This is a genomic window from Rhodococcus sp. MH15 (genome assembly GCF_019266045.1).
Taxonomy (GTDB): Bacteria; Actinomycetota; Actinomycetes; order Mycobacteriales; family Mycobacteriaceae; genus Rhodococcus_F; species Rhodococcus_F qingshengii.
In genome coordinates this window covers 1-17,562 of record NZ_LPNP01000068.1, presented here as the reverse complement: position 1 = coordinate 17,562, position 17,562 = coordinate 1, and the positions used below count along the sequence as shown (strand labels likewise).

Below are 17,562 nucleotides of genomic sequence, written 5' to 3'. Positions count from 1 at the left end.
CAATTGAATCGGACGTCCGACTCAGCAATTCTTCCGTAATTGGACGTTGCCGTGTCAACCAGTGCGTCCACCCTATTTCGGAGTCGCGTCTGCCCACAGACACAGTAATCAGCAAACTGCTGGTCTGCCGCAAGTTGGCGCCGCAAGTTTGATGCCCATGGGTTGAAATCAGACATGAGGGACAATGGCCGGAGATCGCCGATCACGTCGGTGGAGATTCCTCGACGGGTAACACGATCGGACTCATTCGAGTTCAGACAAGGACTATCACGATGGCAATCGACTACACCCGACGTTCCGGCGAGTCCACTCCGTCGCAAGCACCGGTCAGCCTGAGCAAGATCACGCTCACCAAATCGGCACCGACGGTCAACCTCGCGAAGGCGGGTGAACGACAAGGCAATATGCGCGTGAACCTCAACTGGTCACAGGGGGCACCACCGAAGAAGACCGGTTTTCTCGCCAAGCTCGCCGGCGCAGGCTCTGGTGCGGTCGACCTGGACCTCGGATGCCTCTACGAACTTGCCGACGGGTCCAAGGGAGTAGTTCAGGCCTTGGGTAACAGTTTCGGTTCACTGACTTCTCCGCCCTACATCTCCCTCGACGGCGACGACCGCAGTGGTGCGAACACCGGCGGCGAGAACATGCACGTCAATCTTGGTGACCCAAGCGCTTTCCGGCGAATCCTGATCTTCGCGATGATCTACGACGGCGCTCCCAACTGGGCGGCGGTGGACGGCGTCGTCACCTTGTATCCCACCAACGGGCCGGAGGTGGAAGTGCGACTCGACTCCGCCAGCAACCAGGAGCGACTGTGCGCGATCGCTCTCATCCAGAGTTCAGGTCAAGGCGTGACGGTGACGCGCGAAGTGCAGTACATCAACGGCAGTCAGTCAGATCTCGATCGGGCCTACAACTGGGGAATGAAATGGGCTGCCGGACGAAAGTAGGGGCTGCGGACGGGATCTCCCCCATCCGAATGACAATGTCCGAATCATCCACAATGTCGCAAGTTACTGGATAGTGTCGAGAAGTGGGGTCGGACATGAGGGGTCACGCTCGACACCGATAGTGGGTCGGTGACGCTATGTGCTTGGCGACGCCGACGTTCGACCGGAAAGGCCCTCGATTTCCCCCGAGATCGAGGGCCTTTTCGTATCTTGCGTCACTGTTCGCACCCTTTCATTAGTTGATCGTTAAACTAGGCGTTCGTCCAACATGCACCGATGGAGAACGTGAATGTCCACGAATTCAGATCGACGCCCGCGCCTGCCCGTGAGAATCGCCTACCTCGCCGCAGGAGTTCTCTTTGTCGCCGCCATGCTCCTGTTGGCAAGCGTCGTCAACCCTGATCGGGACCGCGATTTCTCGATGAACCACGTCCCCGCGGGGACGTCGACGACCGCCTTCGCCGCAACGTCCGACCTCGGCTAACGAAGGTACCGGTACGTAAGTGGCGCACGTCACGAACTGTGGGTAGTTTCAACGCCGATGGTTCGCCGTAGGTCGGTATTGAGAGGGACGGCCAACCACTGCCCTGCCTGGTTGCCCCACCCAAGCAGGCAGGGCACCCCAGATCAGGCAGGAACCCCAGATCAGGCAGGCACCCCCGATAATTTAAGCCTCAAGTAACTGTTACTCGGGAAAGACTTGTATCAAACCGGGACGAATCGTACATTTCATCCGGCAGTCGGCCTTCGTCCGACGCCTTTGCCGTCAATGTCGACGGAACTTCTCTGAACACCACCACAAGTCGGCCACTTGTCGTGACCGCATTCGTCCTCGCGAAAGGCTCGCCCATGTTCGATTTCTTCGGCGCAATCTCCGGCTTCTTCGGCCTACTGTTCGGCACCGGCTCGTCGAGCGGGAGCTCGGGAGGAAGCAGCGACGCACCCGTCGCGCCGCCTACCTGATCCACAAGCCTCACCCGGCACCGATCCGCCGGGTGAGGCTCTCGCGAATCTCTTTGAAACACAACGTAACAGCACTTCAACTCCACCGACTTTTCTGCGGATTCACGCCGACACACTCCGGCGTCCGGACAGTTTCACCACATCGCCTGCAGTAATGGGTCCTGTGTCCGCCATTCTCCGCCGAGGCACACCCGCAGACCTCCCAACCGACAAGGCATGTGTTCGCCGTGAGCCGGTGTCCGTTGGGGCAGCAGTCCGGGGATTGCTCGGTCAACCGCATCTCCACATTTTCGCACACATGTTCGACAACTTGATACTGCACGCTGCACATTCGATTACACCGGCCGCTTCCGGTCGGCCCGAGCGCAACTATCCCTTCCGTCACTTCGGTCTGCTTTAATACGAAGGCTTTGTCGGGGGTTTACCAATGTCCGAAGTTGTCGAGTTTCTGCGAGCACACGCAGGCGAACACGGGGTTGAACTATGGGTTTCTTCAAGAAGGCGGCTGTGACTGCTCTAGCGGTCGCTGCAGTCGGAGCATCAACAGGGATCGCATCAGCTGATCCGTCGACCGACGTGAATTACGAAGCGAAGGTCGTCGACAAGTCGATCGTCACCACCATCGACGCCGGGCTGTTCAAGGTGTCCGGCGACGGCAAGTCCGTCGTCTTGCAGGACAGCAAGGGAGCCGACCTTGTTTCCCTGCCTCTCGCATACAACCTCGGGGATCTACAGTTCCCCTTCGATCGCACGATCAGTGAAGACGGTAAGACCCTCACGCTGACACCGATCACCGATTCGGCGAAGGCAACACCTCGACCCGAGAGTGCGCCTGCGGCAAAGGAATGGACGCCCGTCGCCTCGCCCGAGGAGAATGATCGGGCGATTGCGCACTTCCAGAGTCAACTGGGCCTCGGCACTCAGGTCGGCAGCCTGCTCGGCACCATCGTCGGCGCCGGAATCGGTTGCGCTGTCGGCGCTCCGCTGGGCTTGACCATCGTCGGACTCCCCGTCGCCGCGGCACTGTGCCTGGGTGGCCTCGCAACAGGCGCCGGAATCGGCGGTGTCGCCGGAACGATCCTCGGCGGCGGCGGCGCGGCTGTCGTAGCCGGCATCGATCTCGTCAACACGCTGAATGCTCCTGCAGGGACGACCGTCTGGGCTCAGTAGCCACTTGGTGGTCAGTCGCTGCTCCACGGAAAGCCCCGCCCGCCCGAAGAGGACGAGCGGGGTTTTTCGATTCAATGTGCAGGAGGATCTACGTGGTGCCCCCAGTCGGACTCGAACCGACACTTGACGGATTTTAAGTCCGTTGCCTCTGCCAATTGGGCTATGGGGGCCTTGCCGCACCCGACGGGTCGGGTGCGGCAGGGATCAGACTATCGGGTCGGTCTGAGCTACCGACATCGCGATGCCGTCGAGTATGTCGTGTTCGCTGACAACCAGTTCGGTGATCCCGGCTTTGGCTTCGAACGCTTGAGCCAGCACCGTGGTGATGATCGCTCCGCCGCCGATGACGTCCACCCGCCCCGGATGCATCGGGCCGAAGGCAGCACGATCAACCCGAGGCATAGCAATGAGACGCTCGCACACGTCGAACAGTTGATTGAACGGAATCCTCGACAGGTGCACCTTCTCGGCGTCGTACTCCGGAAGTTCCTGAGCAATCGCGGCCAGCGTCGTCATGGTTCCAGCGACACCCACCCACGTGTGCGCCTTCTCGACAGGTACGGCCTCGAACGCCTCGGCAAGTTTCGCGGTCGCGAAAGCCGTCGCCTCGGAAACCTGCTCTGCTGTAGGCGGATCCGACGGTAAGCACCGCTCCGTGACGCGCACACAGCCGATGTCGGTGGAGTACGCAGCCTGGACGCCGGACGCGTCGCCGAGGACAACTTCGGTGGATCCGCCGCCAAGATCGACGACCACGAACGGGCCCTCGGACGGATCAAGTTCTCCCACAGCACCGCTGAACGAGAGGCGCGCCTCTTCGTCGCCGGTGATGACCTCTGCTCCGGATCCGGGAATCACCGCGCCGAGCACGTCCCGCGTCATCGTGAAGAAGTCTTCCCGATTCGCAGCGTCGCGAGTAGCCGAGGTGGCGACCATGCGAACGGCGGTTGCTCCGGCATCGGCGATCATCGACGCGTACTCGACCAGCGCGACCCGGGTGCGTTCGATGGCCTCGGGCGCGAATGTCCCTGTCGCATCAACACCTTGACCGAGTCGCACGACGCGCATCTCGCGCCGGACATCCACCAGACGACCGTCGGCGCCGACGTCCGCGATCAGCAGTCGAATGGAGTTGGTACCGCAATCGACTGCGGCGACACGGCGAGTCACCGGTCGGTGTTGTCGGCATCGTCGATGCCAGGCCAGTCCGCGGGAATTGCAGTGCCGCGCAGCTTTCCGTGACCGGCCAACGCGACGGACTCGTCACCGAGCGGATTGACGCCGGGTCCCTTGGCAAGCGAATGTGCCATCAGCACGTGCAGGCACTTGACACGATCCGGCATCCCACCGCCGGCAAAGTCGGTTCCCAGAGATTCGATCGCGTCCCGCTCGGCAAGGTACGACTCGTATGCCCGTCGGTAGGCCGCGGCAAGTTTCGGATCCTGGGTCAGGCGTTCGGTCATTTCACGCATGACGCCGGCGGATTCCTGACGGCTCGCTTCGGCAGTCAGTCGCGGGTCCGTGAGGTAGTACAACGTCGGGAACGGTGTTCCGTCCGGAAGTTTGGGGGCGGTCTTGACCACGCCCGGCTGACCGTCCGGGCTGCGGTACGCGATCTCGATCACTCCGCGTGGCTCACGGCCCAATTGAGCGGCAACGGCGTCGAGATCCGCTTGTGAAACCTGTGGGGAATTTTCGGACGTGTTGCTCACCCGGTGGGTACTCCTTGTTCTTCTGGCTCTATCGGCGCCAACGGCATCGGGGCCGGTGTCGTCGTCTCGGGAACCACTGGCGGTTCCGAAATCGTTTGCCACAGATCGCGATACCACGGACCTGTGAGCGGTGTTTCCTTTTCCTGCTTCTTCTCGGGTTCCTTGTAGTCACCGGGAAGCTGAACCTGGAACGGGGTCTCGCCCGGTTTGACGTACCGAAGGCGTTCTCGTGCAAGAGCTTCGATGTACGCAGGGTCGTCGAAGCGCGCGTTCTGCCCTTGCAGCTTTCGCAGTTCTTCCTCGAGTACCTGACGTTCCGCCGCCACCTGCGCGGCATCCGAACGCTGGCTGATGTAAGTACGGAGCGGCACTGCCAGTGTCAGCGCCAGCATGAGCACAACCATCGCGAGCACAACTGCCCGACTGGTGGACAAGCCGAAAATGGTGTTGTCCGACTTCGGAAGCCGAGACCAGAACTTGTTGGTTCCGCTCTTCCCCCGGGCCGACTTCGACCCTCGCGCCGACGCTTTCTCGGCGGAGACCCCCGGTTGCGCGGGGCCTGTCACAGCGGAATCGACTGCTTCCGGATCTACCGAAGGTTCCGACACGCGTGGGCGTCGGGCACTGTCCCGACGCGCACGCGACGGTGTGTCCCCACGACGGGAACCACGACCCCCCGGACTTCCGCCGGGGGATCGTGGCTTACCGCGCTGTGCAGACACTACTGAATCTTAGATTTCCGTCAGGCCTCGAAAGCGAAGCGCGGGAACGCAACCTCGCCGGCGTAACGTGCTGCGTCGCCGAGGTTTTCCTCGATGCGCAGCAGCTGGTTGTACTTGGCAACGCGCTCGCTGCGTGCCGGAGCACCGGTCTTGATCTGGCCGCTGCCGACGGCAACCGCGAGGTCGGCGATGGTGGTGTCCTCGGTCTCGCCGGAACGGTGGCTCATCATCGTCTTGTAGCCGTTGCGGTGAGCGAGATCGACGGCGTCGAGGGTCTCGGTCAGGGTGCCGATCTGGTTGACCTTCACCAGGAGTGCGTTGGCCGCACCCTTGACGATGCCTTCTTCGAGGCGCTCGGGGTTGGTGACGAAGAGGTCGTCGCCGACGAGCTGGATCTTGTTGCCGATCTGATCGGTGAGTGCGACCCAGCCGTCCCAGTCGTCTTCGTCGAGCGGATCCTCGATGGAAACGAGCGGGTAGGCGTCGATGAGCTCGGCGTAGAACGCCGCCATCTCGGCCGCGGTACGGTTCTTGCCCTCGAACTTGTAGCCGGTGCCGTCGGTGTAGAACTCGGTGGCAGCGACGTCGAGAGCGAGCGCGACGTCGGTACCCAGCTTGAGGCCGGTCTTGTTCACGGCGATCGTGATGAGGTCGAGTGCTTCCTTGGTGCCTGCGACGTCGGGCGCGAATCCGCCTTCGTCGCCGAGACCGGTGGAGAGGCCCTTCTCCTTGAGAACCGACTTCAGAGAGTGGTAGACCTCGGCGCCCCAGCGCAGCGATTCCTTGAAGCTCGGTGCGCCGATGGGAGCAACCATGAACTCCTGGACGTCGACGCCGGTGTCTGCGTGCGCGCCACCGTTGAGGATGTTCATCATCGGGACAGGGAGAACGTGAGCGTTGGGGCCACCGACGTAGCGGAACAGCTCGAGGCCCGAGGACTCGGCGGCGGCGCGAGCCACGGCAAGCGAGGCACCGAGCAGAGCGTTTGCGCCGAGACGCGACTTGTCCGGGGTGCCGTCCGCGTCGAGCAGCGCCTGGTCGACCGTGCGCTGCTCGGTTGCGTCGATGCCGATGATGGCAGGAGCGATCTCGCCGAGCACAGCCTCCACGGCCTTCTCGACGCCCTTTCCGCCGTAGCGTGCGCCACCGTCGCGCAGTTCGACGGCTTCGTGCTCACCGGTCGAAGCGCCGGACGGCACCGCAGCCCTGGCGAAACTTCCGTCTTCGAGCAGAACCTCGACCTCAACCGTGGGGTTACCACGGGAATCAAGGATCTCGCGAGCTCCGACCTGCTCAATACTGGCCACTGTGTGGTTCTCCTTCGAATGGGCTTCGCATTGGGGCACGCTCTGCGTGCTTGACACTTGGGCTCCGACCCCTCCGGTCGAAAGAGGACCACGATCGCGGCTGGGCCTCTGCAGTGCCAGCACCTCTGTAGTGCCAGCACACAGCCTAACCGCACGGGCCGAAGGCTTCTTTATCGACGCGCGGTCACGGGTCCGACCTGCGGATCGATCACCGTCAGTCCGGCCGTACCCCGACTGAATACGCCGACGCACGATCACGAACGAGTGCGAGATAGTCGCCCGAGAGGTTGTACGCCATCAGTGCCTGCTGCCATCCGGCAGCGGAAGTGAGGTCTCCCCCGCGTGCACACAGGTAGCGGGCGGCCGTGAGGGCAGCGTCGTCGATGTTGTCGGGGTCCACCCGGCCGTCGCCGTTGGCGTCGACTCCCCATTTGAGCCACGTCTCGGGGATGAACTGCATGGGCCCCATCGCACGGTCGTGCACTGGATCGCCGTCCATCGCCCCGCCGTCGGTATCGGGGATCTCGGCAACTCCCGGGCCACCGTCGAGAGGGATTCCCCGAATGATCGGAGCAACCTGGCCGAACGCGTCGACCGACGAGCCGTCGTAGGTCCCGTGGCGGCTCTCGACGCTGCCGATACCGGCCAAAGTTGTCCACCCGATTCCGCAGCCGGGAAGCGTCTCGGCCATGACCGCAGCGGCGTACCCGTAGGCCTCGAGTGCCGTCGTCCCGATCCCGATGTCGTCCGACAATCCCGCTGCCCAGTCGGCGAGTTGATCAGCACTGCGGCCGGGAGCATTGATGTCGATCGGCGGCGTCGGAGAGCCGGTACCTGGGGGTATGCCCTCCGGAATGGCTACTTTCGGTTCGTTCGATCCGCAAGCCACGACGCCTGCGCCCAGCAAAGCTGTTCCGGCAGCTATTGCTGCTACGGCTCGCCAGAGACGCCGGGGACTTCTGCGGGCTACGGGAGTTCGGTACACCCCTCCATCATCCACATGCGAGTGAACTACTCCCGAATCCATTGGTAAAGAACAGCAAAAGTACAGGTGAGGGCATGGTTCGCCGTCGATGATGGAGTATCTTCTTCTGAGTTAAGGCTGGCCTAGCCTCACGAACTTGTCCGAAGCTGTTACACCCTTCCTGTCAGGAGTCGCCCGTGCCCGTGTCGGTACTCGCTGCCGCGAGCACACCATCAGTTGCCACCCAGTTATTCGGCAGTGGCCTGATCGGTCTGCGCGAAGGCCTCGAAGCGGGCATCGTGGTGATGATTCTCGCCGCCTACCTTGTGAAGGCGCAGCGCAAGGACGCACTGAAATGGGTGTGGCTCGGCGTCGCGATCGCCGTCGCGATGGTGGCGATCATCTTCTTCGCGATCCACTACGGAACGTCGACGGTCGACGGCCTGACCGCAGAGATCATCGCGGGCGTTGCCTCCCTGATCGCCGTCGTCATCGTCACGATCATGGTCCTGTGGATGCGCACGGCCGCCAAAAACATTTCCGGAGATCTGAAAGCGGGGATGGAGAAGGCGTTGATCGCCGGACCCGTCGCCATCTTGTCGCTGTCGTTCTTCGCGGTCGGTCGTGAAGGCGTCGAGACTGCATTGCTCATGGTCGGTTACGCCGAGAACACCGCAGGCAGCTCCTGGCCGTTGGTCGGACTGCTCCTCGGAATTCTCCTGGCCGCCGTCTTGACCGTCGCCATGTACTTCGGCGCCCTCCGTCTCAACCTGACGACCTTCTTCCGGTACACGGCGATCTTCCTCATCGTCGTAGCCGCCGGAATCCTCTCGTACGGTGTTCGCGCTCTGCAGACCGGAAACGTCCTGCCGGGCGGTTCGAATCTCGCGTTCAACCTGACACCCGGCTACGACCCGTCGACCTGGTACGGCACCGTCCTCGCCGGAATCTTCAACTTCCGCCCGGACCCGACCGTCCTGCAAGCCGTCGCATGGGTCGTCTACCTCGTAGTCGTCCTCGCGCTCTTCCTACGTCCCCTTCCGTCGAGCCCATCGGAACCGACAACCCCGCCTGCGCACGACACACACGTTCCCGAAAAATCCTGAGAGGCATTGCCGACATGCGTAAATACACCCTCGTACTGGCCACGGCCGCGGTACTTCCCTTCTCCCTCGCCGCATGCACCGAGAAGACGACCGCGAGCGACGGCGACATCGTCGTCACGGCCACCGACGATTCGTGTGACGTCAGTGCCACCACTGGAACCACTGGCAGTTCGACGTTCCAGGTGACGAACAACGGCTCGAAGGTCACCGAGTTCTACGTCTTCGCCGAGGGCGATCGAGCGATGGGCGAAGTCGAGAACATCGGCCCCGGCCTTACCCGGCAGCTGATCGTCTCCCTCCCCGAGGCTGCGACCTATCAACTCGCGTGCAAGCCGGGCATGGTCGGAACCGGCATCCGTCAGGACTTCGTCGTCACGGGCGATTCGCAGGCGGCCACCGACGAGAGCGGCCAACTCGCCGAAGCTGCCGACGGCTACCGGAGGTACATCCGCAGCCAGATCGTCGCGCTGCAGGACACCGCTGCTCAGTTCGTCGCCGCCGTCCAGTCCGGCAACGTCGACCAGGCGAAGGCACTCTTCCCGATCGCACGTACCTACTACGAGCGCATCGAACCCGAAGCCGAGAGCTTCGGCGAACTCGATCCCAAGCTGGACCTGCGCGAAGCGGATCTGGAGCCCGGTCAGGTCTGGACGGGATTCCACCGCCTCGAGAAGGATTTGTGGGTGACCGGGCTTCAGCCGGATACCAACGCGGTCGCCGATCAACTGCTCGAAGACATTCAGTATCTTGCCGACCAGCTGAATGCCGAGGATTACACGATCGATCCAACCAAGATCGCCGGCGACGCCCAAGGACTGCTCGACGAGATCTCGACTTCCAAGATCACCGGCGAGGAAGACATCTTCTCGCACACCGACCTGTGGGATTTCCAGGCCAACGTCGACGGCTCGCAAGCGGCGATCGCGGCACTGAACCCGATTCTGCAGGAACGTGATCCCGAGCTCGCCCAGCGCATCGCTGACCGATTCGCCGACCTCGACGCTGCGCTGGCGCAGTTCCGGGTCGGCGACGGATTCGTGTACTACGACACCGTCACCGAGGCGCAGCGTCAGGAACTCTCGCGTAAAATCGATGCACTGTCCGCCGAGGTCAGCCAGGTCCAGGAAGTAGTCGCGGGACAGTAGATGACTGATTCACCAGAAGGCACACCCGCTGCGGAAAACGCAGCACCGCACGCAGTCTCACGGCGCCGACTGTTCGGCGCCGTGGGGGCCGGCGCCGTCCTGGCCGGTGCCGGTGTCGTCATCGGGCGGGTGACCGCCGACGAGAGTTCCGGCGCCGATCACGCAGACGTGGTCGCCTTTCGCGGCGAGCATCAGGCAGGCATCACGACGCCGGCCCAGGATCGTATGCACTTCGTCGCTTTCGATGTGACGACGAAGTCGCGCGACGAACTGATCACGCTGCTGCAGACGTGGACGGCGATGGCCGAACGAATGACGGCGGGTCAGGAAGCAACCGAGGACGGAGCGACCGGCGACGGTCCGTATGCACCACCGAGCGACACGGGTGAGGCACTCGATCTCGCGCCGTCGCAACTCACCCTGACCATCGGATTCGGACCGTCACTTTTCGACGACCGGTTCGGTCTCGCAGACAAGAAACCTGCTGCCCTGCTCGATCTCCCCCACTTCCGTGCGGACAACCTCGATCCGAATCGCAGCGGGGGCGACATCGCCATCCAAGCGTGCGCCAACGACCCCCAGGTTGCCGTCCATGCGATCCGCAACCTCGCGCGAGTCGCGTTCGGGACCGCGTCGGTCAAATGGTCGCAACTCGGGTTCGGACGAACATCCTCGACCTCGACGACGCAGGCGACGCCACGAAATCTGTTCGGGTTCAAGGACGGAACAGCCAACATCAAGGCGGAAGATCCGGACGCACTCGCCCAGCACGTCTGGGTTGATCCCACTGACGATCAGGCCTGGATGGCAGGCGGATCATTCCTCGTCGCCAGACGAATCCGCATGCTGATCGAGCAGTGGGATCGCGCAGTACTCATGGAACAGGAAGCTGTCATCGGCCGCTCCAAACGGAGCGGAGCGCCGCTCGGTGGCAGGGACGAGTTCGACGAGCTCGATCTCGATTCCAAAATGGGACACGACTTCGTCATCCCGGAGGATTCACACGTGCGCCTGGCCTCTGCCGAGGAACTCGGTGGGATTCAGATCTTGCGCCGCGGATACAACTTCACGGACGGCTCCGATGGCTTCGGCCACCTGGACGCGGGACTGTTTTTCGTTGCGTACTGCCGGAATCCGGTCGAGCAGTTTGTTCCGATGCAGCAAAACCTTTCACGACACGATGCGCTGAACGAATACATCCAGCACGTCGGTTCTGCGGTCTTCGCTTGCCCCGGCGGTCTCGCCGACGGGAGCTACTGGGGCTCCGCGCTGTTCGCGTAGCCGAACACCGGGACACCGGTCCAGGTTGCGATCTCGGAACGAAATCTGCGCACGGAGTACTTCTCGTACGAGCGTGCACCATTCACGTCCACTGCGGCGACATCTCGGATGCACTCGGCCACCGATTCCCAACTGTCGTCGTGGAAATGGAGTCCGTCGACACCAGGTGTCACGGTTTCCGAAGCTCCCCCGATGCTGTTCGTAATCACGCGCGCACCCGCAGCCATTGCCTCCACCGGCATGATTCCGAAGTCTTCGATCGCCGGAAAGACGTATGCGAGTGCCTGCTGATACAGCGCAAAAAGCAACGCATCCGAGGGGCGCCGAACAATTCGAACGGGAACCGACGCAGAGTCAGCCATCGCGCGGAGCCGATCCTCTTCCGGGCCCGACCCTGCGATGACAGCAGCCGTTCCGGCCCGCTCGGCTGCCCGGATCACCCAGTCCAAACGCTTGTACGGAATGAACCTCGAGGCACCGAGAACGAATGGCGAGGGCAAACTGGATAGTAGCTGAATTTCGTTTTCGCTCAATCGGGACCGCCAATCCTCGACGGCGGAGATCCGGTCGACGTCCACCGGAGGGTGGATGACCCGTGATTGCACGCCCCAGGCTCGCTCAACCCGTCGACTGACGAACACACTGTTCGCTGCGAACGAGGCTCCCTCCGACGCTCTTTTGCGGTCGATCTTGCGCAGAATGGGTGATCCCAGCCTCGCGAGTGGCGAGTTTCCACGCTCGTCCAGTTCGGGATTCCACACGTACCTGGCGGGGGTGTGCACGTAGACGAATTTCCGGAATCGCGCAGACTGCTCCCTGAATGTTGCGTGATGGGCAAACACGTGGGAGCTGATCAGCGCGAAGTCATAGCCGCGGTTCTCCAACCCTCGCCAGGTGAACGGCATGACAGGCAATGAGAGCGCTTTGCTACGACGCAATGGCGTTGCAGCGAGCACACTTTCGTTGACATCGGTTGTCGAGTAACGCCCGGGAGCATCGTTCCACAGACAATAGAGGTCAGCGTCCGGATAACAGTTGACGAACTCGTCCAGCACCTTCTCTGCGCCGCCCGAACGCTCTATCCATTCATGGACGAGAACACCTGACATTTTCGGACTCCTATGCGCTTTTTTGGCGCTTCACAAACCTAGAGATTGCCGGATCGGCATCAAACAGACTACTGGTATGTTTACTAGCAACATACAGGCAACCGATCTTGACCGGAGTGATCACCATCGAGACTCAACTGGCCACGTGGTTCGGGTCGGCAGACAGGCCGTTGCTCGGATTCGTTCACGTGCCCTCTTCAGGAACTGTCCGAGAAGCCGTGGTCATGTGCCCCCCGCTGGGCAAGGAGCACATCGACACCTATCGCGGCATGCGACTTCTCGGCGAAAAACTCGCGGCACAGGGTATGGCCGCTTTTCGTTTCGAGTACGCGGGAGTCGGCGACTCGGCCGGTGCCGAAGACGATCCTGACGCTCTCACCCTCTGGCTGAAGAGCATCGTCAGCGCTGTGGACTATGTCCGACAAGCGGGCGCGGAATCCGTCAGCATCGTCGGACTGAGAGTTGGTGCCCTCCTGGCAGCGTCGGCATTGCAGGAGTGCGGACACGTCAACTCGATAGTCCTGTGGGACCCAATTCTGACCGGCCGCAACTACCTCAGGGAACAACGTGCGTTCTACGCGATCAGCGTCGGAGAGGACGATCCCGCCGACTCACGTGTGTCGATCATGGGTGGCGTGCTGGCTCCCGAATGCGCCGACCAACTGTCACGTCTCCGCATCACCGGACCATTTCTCGGACGTCCACGCACCCTTCTGGCCGTGAAGTCTTCGGTACTGGACAGCAGAGCTGTCGCCGGGCTCGCAGCAACTCTTGATCCCGAGATGATGATCTTGGAGAACCACGACGCGTTCACGTCGCCTCCCAGTTTCTACGTCGACATCCCCTACACACACATCAGCGAAATCGCACAGTGGTTGGATCGCCACGCGCCCACGAGTTCCTCCGCGTTCACTCCCGCGATCACCACCACAGCTCGCGTCGCGGTCACCGAAGTCGGCGAGGAGGTGTTCGAGACGTTGGAACGATTCGGCGCTCAGGAGCTCTTCGCGATCCGCACGCATCCCGCAACTTCTCCCGAATCCGAGGCAGGCAACATATCGACCACCGATGCGCCTCCCGAGCGCGGACTACTGTTCTTCACTACTGCAATCGAGCATCGAGTCGGGCCTGGCCGCTCGTGGGTGACCATCGCTCGTGAGGCCGCGGCTCTCTCGGTCACGAGTCTCCGATTCGACCGACGAGGGGTCGGCGACTCGGGTCCGATCGACGCCGACAATCCGACGTCGGTCTATTCACACGCGGCAGACGAGGACGCACGCACTGCCGTTGCCGCACTCGGCGCAGATCCGAGAAACCTCGTGATGACCGGATTGTGTTCGGGGGCATGGACCTCAGCGTCCATGGCGCTCCAGATGGGTGCGAGATCGACAATACTCGTAAACATGATCTTGTGGTCGGTGAGGCGCAAGAAGTCCCTGATGGATGCTGTCTTGCCGGAGGCTCCTCGAATCGATCCAGGTGCCGAAACCACGAAACTTCCCCTCCGCGGACGGGTGAAAGGCGTACTGCAGTCCCGTCTCCCCTATCCAGCGTGGAAGCTTCTGGGAATCAGGGGAATCACGCAGGTTCCTGAGGTAATGCTGGAGGCACTCTGCAAGCGTGGGGTGGATACCACCGTCATCCTCTCCCCCGCGGACGCCGCATGGTTCAATCAGCAACGCGGACCCGAAGGCGTTGCCCGGATGACTCACCGAGGACAAACGTTCGACGCGATCATGCCACCGGTCGGCGATCACCCGTCCTACCATCGTGACCTCCGAAATATCGTGCAAACAAAGGCGATTTCTTCGATTGCGAAAGCATTCGGAATTACGACGGTCCCTCGGGCCGACACGGCGAATGCGAACCGGTTCATCGCGTGAACACATCATTCATGTTTGTTGCTGCAATCTTCGCAGTACCCATCGTCGTTGCGATCTACCAGCGACCACAACGCGGCTTGCTGCTTGTTGCACTGTTCGCTCCGCTCCACGGTCTGTTGGCGATCATTCCCGGCGGGACATCGATGGCCGGTTGGAAGGAGGGGTTGCTCCTGCTCACGTTGGGATGCACCTTCGTCAGCCCCAATCGCCTTCGGGTAGTGCGCCCCTCGATGCCTTGGTGGCCGGCTGCCGCGGCCTGGGTAGCTTTCGGTTCCGCGTCAGCACTGCTTCTGTCCGGTATCGCCGGGGTGACATCGATAAAGATCACCTACTTCTACATCTTGATACCCGTCATTCTCTGGCGCGCACCGTTCTCGCGGGACGACCGAGATCATCTCGTGTCCGTCCTGATGGGTATGGGGATACTGACAGCAGTCATCGGACTCCTTCAGCAAGCAGTAGGGCCTGCATACCTGGTGGATCTCGGCTACAGCTACACCGAACAGATTCGAATCACCGGCTCGATCTTGCGAAGCTTCAGCACTTTCACCGGTCCGTTTGCGTTCGGTCTCTTCGTGATGCTGAGTTTGATCGTCGGTATTTCGGTCGCTCTCGCGGATCCGAAACGGCTGCGCAACATTATCTTTCTGGCCGCAACTCCGATCATGGTCGTAGGCATGGGAGTCTCGATTGTGCGGGCCAGCTACATCGGGTTGGCTGTCGGGCTTCTCTGGATTGCCGTATACAAGTATCGGTCTATCTTGATGTTGTTCGGCGCGGCTGCCGCTGCCGTTCCCTTTGTACTTCTGTTGGCACCACCATCAATCGTCAAACCACTGTTCTCGTCGTACAGTCTCGAAGAACGCGGTAGCGGATGGTCGTCGACAATCAGCTCGCTGTTCGTGCATCCACTCGGGCAAGGTCTGGGCGCAACAGGATCCGCGGCAGCAAAGGCGGCGGAAGCAGCGCAACCGATGCTCAACACGATGACGATCAAGGCCGCGACAACACTTGGGCTGATCCCCTATCAGCCCGACAACTACTACATGAAAGTCGCAGTCGAGCTCGGACCGATCGGCTTGTGGATTTTTGTCCTGGTCCTCATATCTTCCGGAGCGTCCGCGCTGAGGGCATCGCGTGTGCTTCCCGGCTCGGACGGCGCTTTGGCTCTCGGTGTCAGCGCCTCGATCGTCGCGGCCGCGGTCGCTTCTGTCGTCTCGACATATTTCGAGATATTTCCCCTCGACCTCTACTTTTGGCTACTGATTGGAACCGTGGGATGCGCACTGACTCAACACCACTCGGAGAAAGAAGCGATATCCGATCACGAATCACCCTCGGAGCCATGGCACTCCGACCTGGTGGGGGCGGCGTCCAAACCTATGCACGCGAACTACTCCGAGAACTCTCCCCACTGATCAGCGAATCGACGAACCTCAGCGCAACAGTGCAAATCGACGCTGTCGATGAGATTCCAACCGGAGTGCGCGCCGTGACGCGCCCTGTTGCCTCCGGAGCACGCAGAGCCGCGTGGGCGATGGTGCCGGTCGCGGGCAGCGACTTGTTCCACAGCCTCGACGTCGACCTCCCGATCGGGCAAGGCGGCCTGAAGATCTCGACGTTTCACGACATGTCGGTATTCGACGTTCCGTGGGCCTTCAGTCGATATCGAGCAGCTGGCGAACGCCGACTCCTGTCCGCGGCGCTACGCAAGGCCGACGTCGTGATTGCAGTATCGGACTTCACCGCCGAACGAATACTCGCACTGAGCGGTCGGCATGCCGTTGTCACGCCGCTGGCACCCGCATCCTGGGCCACGATCCCCACCGAAGCTGCAGTGACCGAAGTTCGGCGGCGATTGAAACTACCGGAGCGATTCGTGCTGCAGGTCGGAACGATCGAACCTCGAAAAGATGTCGCTCTGGTCGCCGAAGCGTGCACGGAGCTGTCGATTCCTTTTCTGCTGGCGGGCTCCGGCTCGACTGGCCCCGACGCGCCCCGTTCCGCCCGAGGATTGGGTTACGTCGCGACAGAAGACCTTCCGGCACTCTATTCCGCCGCAACTGCTGTCGCTTACTCCTCCCACTACGAGGGGTTCGGTCTGCCGCCACTCGAAGCCATGGCGTGCGGCGCGGCAGTGGTTGCGAGTGCGGTCGGAGCACTGACCGAATTCGCCGACAACGCCGCCGTGCTTGTCCGCAAGCACGACAAGGCTTCCTGGTTGGCCGCTCTTCGCTCAGTCGTCCTGGACGACGATGTCAACACCGCACTCCGTATATCTGCGCCACGTGTCGCGGCCCGATCGACGTGGACCCGAACAGCCGAATACACGGTTGACGCGTACCGCACTGCAGGGCTGAGCGTGTGAGTTGCTCATGACGAATCGCAATTCGACGGGCACCGAGCCCGTATCGCCGCGAGAGTTCGCCGAATTGCGCCAGGCCGCTATCGACAAGTTCGAGAAGGAACGTCGCGAGCGAGAGACGAAAATCCACGGGCCGGCCGCTCCGGATTTGACTGCGAACGATGCACGCCGAAGCACTGCGATCATGCTCGGAAGCCGGATCGCAGTGGCAGCGATGGGGTGGACCGGCTCGGTTCTGATCGCGCGTTCGATCAGCCCTGACGAATTCGGTCAGTTCTCCCTCATCTTCGGATTGCTCGGATTGTTGTCCGTCGTCACCGATCTCGGCGTCGGCCGAGTGGTGCTCGCGAAGTTGGTCGAGTGCAATCCGTGGGAAGTTTCGCTGGTCACCACCGCGTTCATATCCCTACGGGTCGCCCTTGGTCTTTTCGGATACATCGTCGCGGTGGGTTATGTCTGGATTCTCCGCTACCCCGCAGAAGTGGTCGAAGCAACGGCGGTCGCTGGTTTGGTCGTTGTCGTTGCCACTCCCAGCCATGCACTTTCCGTCATGTACCAGAGCCGCCTGCGCATGACGTATGTCGCGATCGCCGAGGGCGTCGGGCAACTCGCCCAGCTTGTCGCGACCATCGTCGCGGTTTTGTGGCAGCCGATCCTCCTCGTTCTCGTCATCCCTGCGGTTATCAACGAAGTGGTCGCGGCCGTCGTGAAAGTGCGCGGTGTCCGAAAGGGCGTCGCCGGGCCTAGGCCGTCGTCACGAGTGAATCGCCCTGGGTCTGATGGAGGCTCTGGCTATTTGATTTCAACCAAGGCCTGCTCACCCTGCTCAGTAGCGTAGAACGTCTTCTCGTACTCTGCTGGCGGGATGTCGCCGCAGTGACCATG

16 protein-coding genes and 1 tRNA gene are annotated in these 17,562 nt (G+C 61.9%); 10 read left to right on the top strand and 7 right to left on the bottom strand.

Going from position 1 to position 17,562, the window contains the following annotated elements:
* The first annotated feature begins 272 nt into the window (after nucleotides 1–272).
* From ATN37_RS17230 to ATN37_RS17220, 3 genes are all read left to right on the top strand, one after another.
* Nucleotides 273–950 carry a tellurium resistance protein TerA gene (locus tag ATN37_RS17230; protein ID WP_007728823.1) on the top strand — a complete coding sequence of 226 codons (678 nt, stop codon included), beginning with the start codon at nucleotides 273–275 and terminating at the stop codon, nucleotides 948–950.
* Between the two features lie 289 nt (nucleotides 951–1,239).
* Complete coding sequence (locus tag ATN37_RS17225; RefSeq protein WP_007728824.1) at nucleotides 1,240–1,434, top strand: hypothetical protein; 195 nt, start codon at nucleotides 1,240–1,242, stop codon at nucleotides 1,432–1,434.
* 962 nt (nucleotides 1,435–2,396) lie between these two features.
* On the top strand, nucleotides 2,397–3,083 hold the full coding sequence (locus ATN37_RS17220) for a hypothetical protein (RefSeq protein ID WP_007728826.1): 687 nt from the start codon (nucleotides 2,397–2,399) through the stop codon (nucleotides 3,081–3,083).
* Nucleotides 3,084–3,176: 93 nt separating this feature from the next.
* Here ATN37_RS17220 and ATN37_RS17215 read toward each other — a convergent pair.
* The 6 genes from ATN37_RS17215 to ATN37_RS17190 form a co-directional block, all read right to left on the bottom strand.
* Nucleotides 3,177–3,253 (bottom strand) — tRNA-Leu (locus ATN37_RS17215).
* Between the two features lie 34 nt (nucleotides 3,254–3,287).
* Nucleotides 3,288–4,253 (bottom strand): Ppx/GppA phosphatase family protein, encoded by a 966-nt coding sequence (locus ATN37_RS17210; RefSeq protein WP_218695443.1) that lies wholly within the window; start codon nucleotides 4,251–4,253, stop codon nucleotides 3,288–3,290.
* Nucleotides 4,250–4,795, bottom strand: a complete 546-nt coding sequence (locus ATN37_RS17205; protein WP_054827653.1) for a DUF501 domain-containing protein — start codon at nucleotides 4,793–4,795, stop codon at nucleotides 4,250–4,252. The genes ATN37_RS17210 and ATN37_RS17205 overlap by 4 nt, the downstream gene beginning before the upstream one ends.
* A complete protein-coding gene (locus tag ATN37_RS33005; RefSeq protein ID WP_075833969.1) occupies nucleotides 4,792–5,517 on the bottom strand; it encodes a septum formation initiator family protein in 726 nt (241 codons plus the stop codon). Before ATN37_RS33005 ends, ATN37_RS17205 begins: the two co-directional genes overlap by 4 nt.
* A gap of 20 nt (nucleotides 5,518–5,537) precedes the next feature.
* Nucleotides 5,538–6,824: a phosphopyruvate hydratase gene (gene eno / locus ATN37_RS17195; RefSeq protein ID WP_003946309.1), complete on the bottom strand. Its 1,287-nt coding sequence runs from the start codon at nucleotides 6,822–6,824 to the stop codon at nucleotides 5,538–5,540.
* A 214-nt stretch (nucleotides 6,825–7,038) separates the two neighbouring features.
* Complete coding sequence (locus ATN37_RS17190; RefSeq protein ID WP_156665930.1) at nucleotides 7,039–7,851, bottom strand: lytic transglycosylase domain-containing protein; 813 nt, start codon at nucleotides 7,849–7,851, stop codon at nucleotides 7,039–7,041.
* A 140-nt stretch (nucleotides 7,852–7,991) separates the two neighbouring features.
* Here ATN37_RS17190 and efeU point away from each other — a divergent pair, with 140 nt between their 5' ends.
* The 3 genes from efeU to efeB are packed head-to-tail and all read left to right on the top strand — an operon-like array spanning nucleotide 7,992 to nucleotide 11,320.
* The gene (gene efeU / locus ATN37_RS17185) at nucleotides 7,992–8,894 is read left to right on the top strand and encodes an iron uptake transporter permease EfeU (protein ID WP_003946279.1); all 903 of its coding nucleotides are present in this window, start codon (nucleotides 7,992–7,994) and stop codon (nucleotides 8,892–8,894) included.
* 14 nt (nucleotides 8,895–8,908) lie between these two features.
* A complete protein-coding gene (gene efeO, locus ATN37_RS17180) occupies nucleotides 8,909–10,039 on the top strand; it encodes an iron uptake system protein EfeO (RefSeq protein ID WP_218695442.1) in 1,131 nt (376 codons plus the stop codon).
* On the top strand, nucleotides 10,040–11,320 hold the full coding sequence (gene efeB / locus ATN37_RS17175) for an iron uptake transporter deferrochelatase/peroxidase subunit (RefSeq protein WP_218695441.1): 1,281 nt from the start codon (nucleotides 10,040–10,042) through the stop codon (nucleotides 11,318–11,320).
* Here efeB and ATN37_RS17170 read toward each other — a convergent pair.
* Entirely contained in the window at nucleotides 11,293–12,429 is a 1,137-nt protein-coding gene (locus tag ATN37_RS17170) for a glycosyltransferase (protein ID WP_020908547.1), read from the bottom strand. The two genes, efeB and ATN37_RS17170, sit on opposite strands and share 28 nt — an antisense overlap.
* Before the next feature lie 116 nt (nucleotides 12,430–12,545).
* Between ATN37_RS17170 and ATN37_RS17165 the strand changes: the two genes are divergently transcribed.
* Genes ATN37_RS17165 through ATN37_RS17150 form a run of 4 tightly spaced genes read left to right on the top strand, consistent with a single transcriptional unit; the run spans nucleotide 12,546 to nucleotide 17,515 of the window.
* Entirely contained in the window at nucleotides 12,546–14,312 is a 1,767-nt protein-coding gene (locus ATN37_RS17165; protein WP_233272335.1) for an alpha/beta fold hydrolase, read from the top strand.
* Between the two features lie 11 nt (nucleotides 14,313–14,323).
* A complete protein-coding gene (locus ATN37_RS17160; protein ID WP_223304407.1) occupies nucleotides 14,324–15,730 on the top strand; it encodes an O-antigen ligase in 1,407 nt (468 codons plus the stop codon).
* Nucleotides 15,658–16,680, top strand: coding sequence for a glycosyltransferase family 1 protein (locus ATN37_RS17155; protein ID WP_223304406.1), 1,023 nt, complete (start codon nucleotides 15,658–15,660; stop codon nucleotides 16,678–16,680). The genes ATN37_RS17160 and ATN37_RS17155 overlap by 73 nt, the downstream gene beginning before the upstream one ends.
* 7 nt (nucleotides 16,681–16,687) lie before the next feature.
* Entirely contained in the window at nucleotides 16,688–17,515 is an 828-nt protein-coding gene (locus ATN37_RS17150) for an oligosaccharide flippase family protein (protein WP_218695440.1), read from the top strand.
* The last annotated feature ends 47 nt before the right edge of the window (nucleotides 17,516–17,562 follow it).

What these genes read in the sequence shown, in the direction of transcription:
- ATN37_RS17230 (WP_007728823.1), top strand. Translation starts at nt 273, where the DNA reads ATGGCAATCGACTACACCCGACGTTCCGGCGAGTCCACTCCGTCGCAA.
- ATN37_RS17225 (WP_007728824.1), top strand. Translation starts at nt 1,240, where the DNA reads ATGTCCACGAATTCAGATCGACGCCCGCGCCTGCCCGTGAGAATCGCC.
- ATN37_RS17220 (WP_007728826.1), top strand. Translation starts at nt 2,397, where the DNA reads ATGGGTTTCTTCAAGAAGGCGGCTGTGACTGCTCTAGCGGTCGCTGCA.
- ATN37_RS17190 (WP_156665930.1), bottom strand. Translation starts at nt 7,851, where the DNA reads ATGGATTCGGGAGTAGTTCACTCGCATGTGGATGATGGAGGGGTGTAC.
- efeO (WP_218695442.1), top strand. Translation starts at nt 8,909, where the DNA reads ATGCGTAAATACACCCTCGTACTGGCCACGGCCGCGGTACTTCCCTTC.
- efeB (WP_218695441.1), top strand. Translation starts at nt 10,040, where the DNA reads ATGACTGATTCACCAGAAGGCACACCCGCTGCGGAAAACGCAGCACCG.
- ATN37_RS17170 (WP_020908547.1), bottom strand. Translation starts at nt 12,429, where the DNA reads ATGTCAGGTGTTCTCGTCCATGAATGGATAGAGCGTTCGGGCGGCGCA.
- ATN37_RS17160 (WP_223304407.1), top strand. Translation starts at nt 14,324, where the DNA reads ATGTTTGTTGCTGCAATCTTCGCAGTACCCATCGTCGTTGCGATCTAC.
- ATN37_RS17155 (WP_223304406.1), top strand. Translation starts at nt 15,658, where the DNA reads ATGGCACTCCGACCTGGTGGGGGCGGCGTCCAAACCTATGCACGCGAA.
- ATN37_RS17150 (WP_218695440.1), top strand. Translation starts at nt 16,688, where the DNA reads ATGACGAATCGCAATTCGACGGGCACCGAGCCCGTATCGCCGCGAGAG.